At 73.6% G+C, this 9,915-nt stretch carries 12 protein-coding genes and 1 pseudogene; 10 read left to right on the top strand and 3 right to left on the bottom strand.

Features of this window, described 5'->3' with window-relative positions; all coding sequences use genetic code 11:
- The 6 genes from ABEB16_RS07750 to ABEB16_RS07725 all read left to right on the top strand — a co-directional run.
- Nucleotides 1–131 (top strand): F0F1 ATP synthase subunit delta (locus tag ABEB16_RS07750; protein WP_345711686.1); only part of this gene is annotated, 131 nt, incomplete at its 5' end.
- Between the two features lie 91 nt (nt 132–222).
- Complete coding sequence (gene atpA / locus ABEB16_RS07745; protein ID WP_345711682.1) at nt 223–1,881, top strand: F0F1 ATP synthase subunit alpha; 1,659 nt, start codon at nt 223–225, stop codon at nt 1,879–1,881.
- Nucleotides 1,882–1,913: 32 nt separating this feature from the next.
- Nucleotides 1,914–2,822, top strand: coding sequence for a F0F1 ATP synthase subunit gamma (locus ABEB16_RS07740; RefSeq protein ID WP_345711681.1), 909 nt, complete (start codon nt 1,914–1,916; stop codon nt 2,820–2,822).
- 55 nt (nt 2,823–2,877) lie between these two features.
- Entirely contained in the window at nt 2,878–4,344 is a 1,467-nt protein-coding gene (gene atpD / locus ABEB16_RS07735; RefSeq protein ID WP_345711680.1) for a F0F1 ATP synthase subunit beta, read from the top strand.
- Between the two features lie 85 nt (nt 4,345–4,429).
- Nucleotides 4,430–4,717 carry a F0F1 ATP synthase subunit epsilon gene (locus tag ABEB16_RS07730; protein WP_345711679.1) on the top strand — a complete coding sequence of 96 codons (288 nt, stop codon included), beginning with the start codon at nt 4,430–4,432 and terminating at the stop codon, nt 4,715–4,717.
- A 14-nt stretch (nt 4,718–4,731) separates the two neighbouring features.
- Complete coding sequence (locus ABEB16_RS07725; protein ID WP_345711678.1) at nt 4,732–5,172, top strand: DUF2550 domain-containing protein; 441 nt, start codon at nt 4,732–4,734, stop codon at nt 5,170–5,172.
- Nucleotides 5,173–5,208: 36 nt separating this feature from the next.
- Here the strand turns inward: ABEB16_RS07725 and ABEB16_RS07720 are convergent, their stop codons facing one another.
- The gene (locus ABEB16_RS07720; RefSeq protein WP_345711677.1) at nt 5,209–5,523 is read right to left on the bottom strand and encodes a hypothetical protein; all 315 of its coding nucleotides are present in this window, start codon (nt 5,521–5,523) and stop codon (nt 5,209–5,211) included.
- A gap of 365 nt (nt 5,524–5,888) precedes the next feature.
- Between ABEB16_RS07720 and ABEB16_RS07715 the strand changes: the two genes are divergently transcribed.
- Nucleotides 5,889–6,269, top strand: coding sequence for an STAS domain-containing protein (locus tag ABEB16_RS07715; RefSeq protein WP_345711685.1), 381 nt, complete (start codon nt 5,889–5,891; stop codon nt 6,267–6,269).
- Here ABEB16_RS07715 and nucS read toward each other — a convergent pair.
- A complete protein-coding gene (nucS, locus tag ABEB16_RS07710) occupies nt 6,221–6,907 on the bottom strand; it encodes an endonuclease NucS (RefSeq protein ID WP_345711676.1) in 687 nt (228 codons plus the stop codon). The genes ABEB16_RS07715 and nucS overlap by 49 nt on opposite strands.
- Nucleotides 6,908–7,206: 299 nt before the next feature.
- On the opposite strand from nucS, the gene ABEB16_RS07705 reads away from it, so the two are divergent.
- From ABEB16_RS07705 to ABEB16_RS07695, 3 genes are read left to right on the top strand one after another with little or no spacing between them, the layout of a single operon-like run.
- Nucleotides 7,207–7,494 (top strand): hypothetical protein, encoded by a 288-nt coding sequence (locus ABEB16_RS07705; RefSeq protein ID WP_425560133.1) that lies wholly within the window; start codon nt 7,207–7,209, stop codon nt 7,492–7,494.
- Nucleotides 7,495–7,518: 24 nt separating this feature from the next.
- The gene (locus ABEB16_RS07700; protein ID WP_345711675.1) at nt 7,519–8,601 is read left to right on the top strand and encodes a threonine aldolase family protein; all 1,083 of its coding nucleotides are present in this window, start codon (nt 7,519–7,521) and stop codon (nt 8,599–8,601) included.
- Nucleotides 8,598–9,407 (top strand): alpha/beta hydrolase, encoded by an 810-nt coding sequence (locus tag ABEB16_RS07695; protein ID WP_425560132.1) that lies wholly within the window; start codon nt 8,598–8,600, stop codon nt 9,405–9,407. Before ABEB16_RS07700 ends, ABEB16_RS07695 begins: the two co-directional genes overlap by 4 nt.
- Before the next feature lie 39 nt (nt 9,408–9,446).
- On the opposite strand, the pseudogene ABEB16_RS07690 reads toward ABEB16_RS07695, so the two are convergent.
- A pseudogene (locus ABEB16_RS07690) lies at nt 9,447–9,915 on the bottom strand (hypothetical protein); the annotation flags it as partial.

Raw genomic sequence — 9,915 nt, 5'->3', positions numbered from 1 at the left:
GTGCCGTGCGGCTCAACGTCGACGTCGACCCCGACGTCCTCGGCGGCCTGCGGGTGAAGGTCGGCGACGAGGTCATCGACGGCACCATCAGCAGCCGCCTCGCGGAAGCGCGTCGCAGGCTCGCTGGTTGACACCACAGGGCCCCCGGCCCGCGTGAGCAGCCCGAACGGCGCTCCACCCCCCAGAACAGCGCACCACCACCAAGGAGAGCAGGGCACCGACATGGCCGAGCTGACCATCCGCCCGGAGGAGATCCGGGACGCGCTCGACGCCTTCGTGGCGTCGTACGACCCCGGCACCGCCGCGCGCGACGAGGTCGGGCGCGTGACCGAGGCCGGTGACGGCATCGCGCGCGTGGAGGGCCTGCCCTCCGTCATGGCCAACGAGCTGCTGCGCTTCCAGGACGGCACGCTCGGCCTGGCCCTCAACCTCGACGTCCGCGAGATCGGCGTCGTCGTCCTCGGCGACTTCTCCGGCATCGAGGAGGGCCAGGAGGTCCACCGCACGGGTGAGGTCCTCTCCGTGCCCGTCGGCGACGACTACCTCGGCCGGGTCGTGGACCCGCTGGGCAACCCGATCGACGGCAAGGGCGCGATCAGGGCCGAGGGCACCCGCGCCCTGGAGCTGCAGGCCCCCACGGTCGTGCAGCGCCAGGAGGTCCGCGAGCCGCTGCAGACCGGCATCAAGGCCATCGACGGCATGATCCCGATCGGTCGCGGCCAGCGCCAGCTCATCATCGGCGACCGCCAGACGGGCAAGAGCGCGATCGCGATCGACACGATCCTCAACCAGCGCGAGAACTGGGCCTCGGGCGACCCGAAGAAGCAGGTCCGCTGCATCTACGTCGCCATCGGCCAGAAGGGCTCCACCATCGCGGGCGTCCGGCGCTCGCTGGAGGAGGGCGGGGCGATGGAGTACACCACCATCGTCGCGGCCCCCGCCTCGGACCCGGCCGGCTTCAAGTACCTGGCGCCCTACACCGGCTCCGCCATCGGCCAGCACTGGATGTACGGCGGCAAGCACGTCCTCATCGTCTTCGACGACCTGTCCAAGCAGGCCGAGGCCTACCGCGCCGTGTCGCTGCTGCTGCGCCGCCCGCCGGGCCGCGAGGCCTACCCCGGCGACGTCTTCTACCTGCACTCCCGCCTGCTGGAGCGCTGCGCGAAGCTGTCCGACGACCTGGGCGGCGGCTCGATGACCGGCCTGCCGTTCATCGAGACCAAGGGCAACGACGTCTCGGCGTACATCCCGACCAACGTCATCTCCATCACCGACGGGCAGATCTTCCTGCAGTCGGACCTCTTCAACGCCAACCAGCGTCCCGCCATCGACGTCGGCGTCTCCGTCTCCCGCGTCGGCGGCGCCGCCCAGATCAAGGCGATGAAGTCGGTCTCGGGCACGCTGAAGCTGGACCTGGCGCAGTACCGCTCGATGGAGGCGTTCGCGATGTTCGCCTCCGACCTCGACGCCGCCTCGCGCCGCCAGCTGGAGCGCGGTGCCCGCCTGGTGGAGCTGCTCAAGCAGCCGCAGTACTCGCCGTACCCCGTGGAGGAGCAGGTCGTCTCCATCTGGGCGGGCACCACCGGCAAGTTCGACTCGGTGGCCGTCGCCGACGTCCTGCCGTTCGAGCAGCAGTTCCTCGCCCACCTGCGCCGTGCGCAGCCGGGCATCCTCCAGGCCATCCGCGAGACCAAGGTCCTCGACGACGCCGCGAAGGCCGCCCTGGAGCAGGAGCTGGAGCGCTTCCGCCCGCAGTTCACCGCGAGCGACGACTCCGCCTCCGTGCCGCAGGACGGGGAGCAGGGCCGCGTCGACGAGGGCGACGTGCTGCAGGAGCAGATCACCACGTCGCGTCGCGGCGGCGCGCACGCCGCTCAGTGACGACCGTCCCGACGAGGCAGGAGGGCTAGGACATGGCAGGCCAGCTGCGGGCCTACCGGCGGCAGATCCGCTCGGTGCAGGCGACGAAGAAGATCACCCGCGCGATGGAGCTCATCGCGGCGTCGCGGATCGTCAAGGCCCAGGCGGCGGTCAGGGCCTCCTCGCCCTACGCGCGTGCCCTCACCCGGGCGGTCTCGGCCGCCGCGGCGAACAGCACGCTCGAGCACCCGCTCATCACGGAGAAGCCCGACGTGCGGCGCGCGGCGCTGGTCCTGCTGACCAGCGACCGCGGCCTCGCGGGGGCCTACTCCTCCTCCGTCCTGAAGGAGGGGGAGCGGCTGGCGGCCACCCTGCGCGAGGAGGGCAAGGAGGTCCTGCCCTACCTGGTGGGCCGCAAGGCGGCGGCGTTCTACCGCTTCCGCCGCCGCGACATCACGGCGGAGTGGGCCGGGTTCACCGACAAGCCGGCGTTCCAGGACGCCAAGGAGATCGGCGACCGCCTCGTCGCGGACTTCGGCAAGGACGAGAACGAGGGGGGCGTCGACGAGATCCACGTCGTCTACACCCACTTCGTGAACATGGTGACCCAGGAGCCGCGGGTCATCCGGCTGCTGCCGCTGGAGGTCGTGGAGGGCGTCGCGGGGCCGGCCGACGGTGAGCTCACCCCGCTGTACAGCTTCGAGCCGAGCCCGGAGGACGTGCTCGACCAGCTGCTGCCGCAGTACGTGACGAGCCGCATCTTCAACTGCCTCCTGCTGGCGGCGGCCTCCGAGCTCGCCGCCCGCCAGCGGGCCATGAAGAGCGCGACGGACAACGCGGAGGAGCTGGTGAAGAACCTGACGCGCCTGGCGAACAACGCCCGGCAGTCGGAGATCACCCAGGAGATCACCGAGATCGTCGGCGGCGCCGACGCCCTCGCCTCCGCCGGCTCGTCCTCCTGACGCACCGCGCACCCACGACGACCACCCGACAGATGATCACCACCGAGGAGCGATCATGACCGCGACCGCCACCGAGACGCCGAGCACCACCGGAGGTGGCGCGACCGGCCGCATCGCCCGCGTCATCGGCCCCGTCGTCGACGTCGAGTTCAGCGCCGACGCCATGCCGGAGATGAACAACGCCCTGCAGGTCGACGTCACGCTCGGCGGGCAGACGCAGACCATCACGCTGGAGGTGGCATCCCACCTCGGCGAGAACATGGTGCGCGCCATCTCCATGAAGCCCACCGACGGCATGGTGCGCGGTGCGCCCGTGCGCGACACCGGTGCGCCCATCTCCGTGCCCGTCGGCAACGCGACGCTGGGCAAGGTCTTCAACGCCATCGGCGACGTGCTCAACCTCGAGCCCGGTGAGCGCTTCGAGGTGACCGAGCGCTGGCCCATCCACCGCAAGGCACCCGCGTTCGACCAGCTGGAGTCCAAGACCCAGATGTTCGAGACGGGCATCAAGGTCATCGACCTGCTGACGCCCTACGTGCAGGGCGGCAAGATCGGCCTCTTCGGTGGCGCGGGCGTCGGCAAGACCGTGCTCATCCAGGAGATGATCCAGCGCGTCGCGCAGGACCACGGCGGCGTGTCGGTGTTCGCCGGCGTCGGTGAGCGCACCCGCGAGGGCAACGACCTCATCGGCGAGATGGCCGAGGCCGGCGTCTTCGACAAGACGGCCCTGGTCTTCGGGCAGATGGACGAGCCGCCGGGCACCCGCCTTCGGGTGGCGCTGTCCGCGCTGACGATGGCGGAGTACTTCCGCGACGTGCAGAAGCAGGACGTGCTCCTGTTCATCGACAACATCTTCCGGTTCACCCAGGCCGGCTCCGAGGTCTCGACCCTGCTGGGCCGCATGCCCTCCGCGGTGGGCTACCAGCCCACGCTGGCCGACGAGATGGGCGTGCTGCAGGAGCGCATCACCTCCACCCGCGGCCACTCGATCACCTCGCTGCAGGCGATCTACGTCCCCGCGGACGACTACACCGACCCGGCGCCCGCCACGACGTTCGCGCACCTGGACGCCACGACGGAGCTGTCCCGCGAGATCGCCTCGCGCGGTCTGTACCCGGCCGTGGACCCGCTGGCCTCGACCTCGCGCATCCTGGACCCGCTGTACATCAGCAAGGACCACTACGCGACCGCGGTGCGGGTCAAGCAGATCCTGCAGCGCAACAAGGAGCTGCAGGACATCATCGCCATCCTCGGCGTGGACGAGCTGTCGGAGGAGGACAAGCTGACGGTGAGCCGCGCGCGGCGCATCCAGCAGTTCCTGTCGCAGAACACGTACATGGCGGAGAAGTTCACCGGTGTGGCCGGCTCCACCGTGCCGCTGCGCGACACGATCGAGGGCTTCTCCAAGATCTGCGACGGCGACCTCGACCACATCGCCGAGCAGGCCTTCTTCAACGTCGGTGGCCTCGAGGACGTCGAGCGCAACTGGGCTCGCATCCAGAAGGAGACCGAGGGCCGCTGAGCCCTCCGGGGTGGCCCGCCGTGCAACGGTGGGCCGCCCCCGCACGACCGCATACCATGCACGAACGACGACGGAGGAGGATCGCGTGGCTCAGCTGCAGGTCGAGCTGGTCGCCGCGGACCGGCAGGTCTGGTCCGGTGAGGCGAGCATGGTGCGCGCCCGTACCGCGGAGGGGGAGATCGGCATCCTGGCCGGTCACGAGCCGCTGCTGGCGATCCTCGGGTCCGGCAACGTGGTGATCACCGCAGCGGGCGGTGAGGGGATCTCCGCCGCCGTCGACGGTGGTTTCCTCTCCGTCGACCACGACCGGGTCACCCTGGTCGCCGAGACCGTCGAGGTCGGTGGCGGGTCCGCCGCTCCCGCCGCGCACTGACGAGACGGACCGCCGTGGGGCCGTTCCTCCTCTCCCTGGAGATCATCGGCGCCACGGCCGTCCTGGTCGTCCTGGCCCTCCTCGCGGTGGTGGTACGCCGCCGGACGCTCATCGGCCGGGTCGGCAGCTTCGACTGCTCGGTGCGCACCGAGTCCCGCGGCCGGCGGCACTGGACCCTCGGCGTGGCGCGCTACGAGGTCGACCGCCTCGACTGGTATCGGATGTTCTCCTTCTCCCTGCGCCCCTCGTGCAGCTACGCACGGGGGGCGCTCGACGTCGCGGGGCGTCGCGAGCCCGGCGGTGCCGAGGCCCTCGCCGTGCAGCCCGGCGCCATCGTCGTGGAGTGCCGCCATCGCGGGCAGGACCTCGAGATGGCCATGAGCCCGGACGCCTACACCGGCCTCGCCTCGTGGCTGGAGTCCTCCCCGCCGGGGCACAACGTCAACGTGGCCTGAGCCACCGGCCCGCACCGGGCACCCGCCCGCCCGTGCTCACCCGAGCAGCTCCCGCGCCCGCCGGGCGTCCTCGGGGAACACCATGACGCGGGGCCCCTCCGTCGTGGGGGCGAGCGTGGCGCGGATGCCGGCCTCCTGCAGCGCGAGGCGCTGCAGCTCCGCCTCGACGAACGTCCCGGGCGTGGACACCACCTCCAGCAGCCCGTACTCGTCCGTGCCGCCCTGCTGCGGGCGCCGCTCCACGAGGGAGTGCCCCGAGGAGAAGGTCCAGCGCAGCAGCAGCACCAGCACCCCGACGGCCACGAAGGCGACCACCGGGCCGAGCAGGGAGTGGTAGCTGCCCCACGTCACGGGCCCAGTGTGCGCCCGCCGCCGCCTTCCGGCGCCCCGCGCTGCGCGCGTCGCCACCCACCCGTCCCCAACCACCGCTCCAGGTCACCGAACGGCAACGGTGCGTCAAAACAATGACGCTCGGGTAGTGATGGATGGCAGTCTGTGTTCGGCCCGCAGCGACGCGTCGGCAGTGCCTCCCCGTTCCGGGACGGGTGCAACCGATCCGCCGCCGACGGCGTCAGAGAACACGTGGGCGCACCCGCGCCCCGCGACCAGCAAGCGCACCACAGCACTCGCCGGCCCCGGCCGGCTTCCTCGGGGGAGGACTGATGGCAGTGGACATCGCTGCGGAGCCGCGCCGCGACACCATCGACGGCGGCTACGTGGAAGAAGAACAACCAGGACGCCTCGTCCGCCTGCACGGGCGGCTGGACGTCCACTCCGTGCCGGACGTGCGCGAGGCGCTGCACCGCGCCGTCGACGGCGGCACCGGAGACCTCGTCGCCGGCCTCGGCGACGCGCACATCGCCGACGCCACCGGCCTCGGCGTCCTCGTCGGCGCCCACCGCCGCGCGCAGCGGCAGGGGCGGCGCCTCGTCCTGGACGACGTGCCGCCGCCCGTGCTGCGGCTGCTGCGCGTCACGCGGCTGTACCGGGTGCTGCCGCTGGCACCCGTGCCGGCGGCGCAGGCGCAGGTGCTGACGCGGGAGCTGCGTCAGAACAGCCGGGCGCTGCCGTCGTCCATGCCGCGCAGGGCGTCGTAGTCCAGCGTGAGGCACCGGATGCCGCGGTCGGCGGCCAGCACGCGCGCCTGCGGCTTGATCTCCTGGGCGGCGAAGACCCCGGTCACCGGGCTGAGCAGGGGATCGCGGTTGAGCAGCTCCAGGTAGCGGGTGAGCTGCTCCACGCCGTCGATCTCACCGCGGCGCTTGATCTCGACCGCGACGCTGCCGCCGTCGGGCCCCTTGGCGAGGATGTCGACGGGCCCGATGGCGGTGGGGTACTCCCGGCGCACGAGCTGGTAGCCCGCGCCGAGGGTGGTGATGTGCTCGGCGAGCAGCGCCTGCAGGTGTGACTCCACGCCGTCCTTCACCAGGCCAGGGTCCACGCCGAGGTCGTGGCTGGAGTCGTGCAGCACCTCGTGGATCGACACGACGAGGCGGTCGTCACCCTTGGCGTGCTGCACCGTCCAGGTCTCCACCACACCGCCACCGCCGTCCCCGGCCGCCACCGAGAGCCGACACGGCGGGCTCATCCAGTTCAGCGGCTTGTACGAGCCCCCGTCGGAGTGCACGAGCACGCTGCCGTCGGCCTTGACGAGCAGCAGCCGGGTGGCGAGGGGCAGGTGGGCGCTGAGACGTCCGGCGTAGTCGACGGAGCAGCGGGCGATGACGAGGCGCACGCCGAGAGGGTAACCAGCCACCGCGGCAGCGCCGTCGGCTCACCAGCGTGTGAGGTCCTCGGCGCGCACGGTGACATCGCTGCCGGTCCGCTGCCCGGGTGTAACGAAACCACCGCCAACCGCGTCTACAGGGTGAACCGGGCGCGGCCTCGGCGGTGTGGAGGGGACACCACCGCGGATCGCGCCCGGTAGTGCGTCCGGTGCCGCGGGGAGCGGACCGGTCGCGGCCGCGGCGCCACCGCTGCGACCGCGACCCCCTCCCCGCGGCGCCCGGGCGGGGCGTGCGGCAGCATCGGGACGTGCCACGCGCCAACCGCCGCCGCCCCGACCGCCCCCTCGGTGGCCTCGTCCCGGCCGGGATGCAGCGGCTGGAGGCGGGACCCGACGGCGATTGGATCGTGCGTCCCGTCGCCGGCAGCGGCTCCGCGAAGACCTACCGCTGCCCCGGCTGCGCGCAGACCATCGAACCGGGCACCCCGCACCTGGTGGCCTGGCCGGCCGCGGGCACCTTCAGCCCGGCCGCCGGGGCCGAGGAGCGCCGCCACTGGCACAGCGGCTGCTGGCGCGCCCGGTCGCGCCGCCGCTGAGCCGGCGCGGGTACGGTGCCCGCCGTGACGACGAGCAGGCTGCACGACCCGGCCGTCCGCGGCTTCGCCAGCGACAACGCCGCCGGCGCCCACCCCGAGGTCCTCGCCGCGCTGGCGGCCGCCAACGACGGGCACGTCGGCAGCTACGGCGCCGACCCCTACACCGCAGCCCTCGCGGACGTCGTGCGCCGGCACTTCGGCCCGCAGGCGCAGGTGCACCCCGTGCTGTCCGGCACCGGAGCCAACGTCGTCGCCCTGCAGGCCCTGACCCGCCGCTGGGAGGCCGTGGCCTGCGCCCGCGGCGCCCACGTCGACGACGACGAGGGCGGCGCCCCCGAGCACGTCGGCGGCATCAAGCTCGTCGGTCTGCCCGCCGTCGACGGCAAGGTCACCCCCGACGACCTGGAGGCCGCCGCCGTGCGGGCCGCCGCCCCGATGCGGGCGCCGCTGGGCGCGGTCTCGCTGACGCAGAGCACCGAGCTGGGCACCTGCTACACACCGGAGGAGACCGCGGCGCTGACCCGCCGCGCGCACGACCTCGGCCTGCGCGTCCACCTCGACGGGGCCCGGCTGGTCAACGCCGCCGTCGCCCTCGGCTGCGACCTGCGGGCGCTGACCACCGACGCCGGCGTCGACGTCGTCTCCCTGGGCGCGACGAAGAACGGCGCGCTGCTCGCCGACGCCGTCGTGGTGTGCCGGCCCGGCACCGCCGAGGGGCTGGAACGGCTGCGCAAGCAGTCGCTGCAGCTGGCCTCGAAGACGCGCTTCGTCGCCGCCCAGCTCCTCGCGCTGCTCGACGGGGACCTGTGGCGGACCTCCGCCGCGCACGCCAACGCGATGGCCGCGCGGCTGGCCGCGGCGGTCGCCGACGTCCCGGGGGTCCGGATCACCCGGCCGGTGCAGGTCAACGCCGTCTTCGCGGTGCTGCCGGCGCCGGCCCGCGCGCGCCTGCAGGAGCGCTTCGCCTTCCACCTCTGGGACGCCACCACGGGAGAGGTCCGCTGGATGACCGCCTTCGACACCCGCGACGAGGACGTCGACCGCTTCGCGGCCGCGGTGGCCGCCGAGTGCGCGCAGGACACCGGCGCACGGGCGGGTGCGGCGTGAGCGGGACGCGCCGCGACGGCCACGACGACGGCTTCGAGACCACCGCGGACGACACCGGGCCCGCCGTCCCGGCGGACGGCTCACCGCAGGAGGTGCGGGCCGCCACCGTGCTGCCCGCCCGTCGCCGCGACGTCGAGCTGCACACCGCCGACGGCCTCACCCTCGTCGGCGAGCTCGCCCTGCCCGCCGAGGCCGACCCGGTGGCGACCCTCGTGACGCTGCACCCGCTGCCCACGGCCGGTGGCTTCATGGACTCCCACGTGCTGCGCAAGGCGTCCTACCGGCTGCCCGCGATGGCCGACCTGGCCGTGCTGCGCTTCAACACCCGCGGTACCGCCAGCCCCCGGGGTCGCAGCGAGGGGCGCTTCGACGCCGGCGACGCCGAGCGGTACGACGTGGCCGCCGCGCTGGAGCTCGCCGAGTTCGAGGAGCTGCCCCGGGTGTGGCTGCTCGGGTGGTCCTTCGGCACCGACCTCGCCCTCGTCCACGGCCTCGACCCGCTCGTGGAGGGGCTGATCCTGCTCTCGCCGCCGCTGCGCTGGTCGCGGCCGGAGCACCTGGCGGCGTGGGGCGCCTCGGGCAGGCCCGTGACGGCCCTCGTCCCGGAGTTCGACGACTTCCTGCGCCCGGCCGAGGCGCGGGAGCGCTTCGCGGCCATCCCGCAGGCCGAGGTGGTCGCCGTCGAGGGCGCCAAGCACCTGTGGGTGGGCGAGCCGGCCGTGCGGCGGGTGCTGGAGGAGGTGGTGGCCCGGGTCAACCCCGCCGCCGCCCCGCTGCCGACGACCTGGCCGCCGCCGGGCCCCTGACACCGCCGGGGCCCCGGCGGCGGCCGGCGGCGGTCGGGGTCAGCGTGAGCGGGCGCCCACGCCGTCGGTGAGGTCCAGCACCTGCGTCGCCGGGCCGTCGGCGTCGTCCTCCCCGACGTCGTGGACGTCGCCGGCCCGCGGCACGACGGGACGCTCGGCGGCATCCGCACCCGGGGCCGGCTGCTGCCCCGCCGCCGTGCCCAGCAGCAGGTTGCGCAGGTCCTGGAACTCGGTGGCGACCTCGTCGCGGGTGCGCATCAGCTCCTCCAGCTCCTCCTGCGCGCCGCGCCGGCGGGCCTCCGCCTGCGCGCGGGCGGTCTCCACCATCGCCGAGGCGCGCTCGCGGGCGTCGGCGAGCAGGGCCTCGGCCTCGCGGCGGGCCTCGTCCACCCGCATCGCCGACTCGACGCCGACCTGCTGGCGGATGGACTCGGCGGCGTCGGCGGAGCGGGCGTCGCGCTCCTCGGCCTCCGCCGCGCGCTGCTCGGCCTCCGCGATCCGCGCGGCC

Source organism: Kineococcus glutinatus (genome assembly GCF_039542765.1).
Classification (GTDB): domain Bacteria; phylum Actinomycetota; class Actinomycetes; order Actinomycetales; family Kineococcaceae; genus Kineococcus_A; species Kineococcus_A glutinatus.
The sequence above is the reverse complement of the archived record's forward strand: the minus strand, read 5'-3'. Positions and strand labels throughout refer to the sequence as shown.

Coding starts and splice junctions, on each gene's coding strand:
- atpA (WP_345711682.1), top strand. CDS start 223: ATGGCCGAGCTGACCATCCGCCCGGAGGAGATCCGGGACGCGCTCGAC.
- ABEB16_RS07740 (WP_345711681.1), top strand. CDS start 1,914: ATGGCAGGCCAGCTGCGGGCCTACCGGCGGCAGATCCGCTCGGTGCAG.
- atpD (WP_345711680.1), top strand. CDS start 2,878: ATGACCGCGACCGCCACCGAGACGCCGAGCACCACCGGAGGTGGCGCG.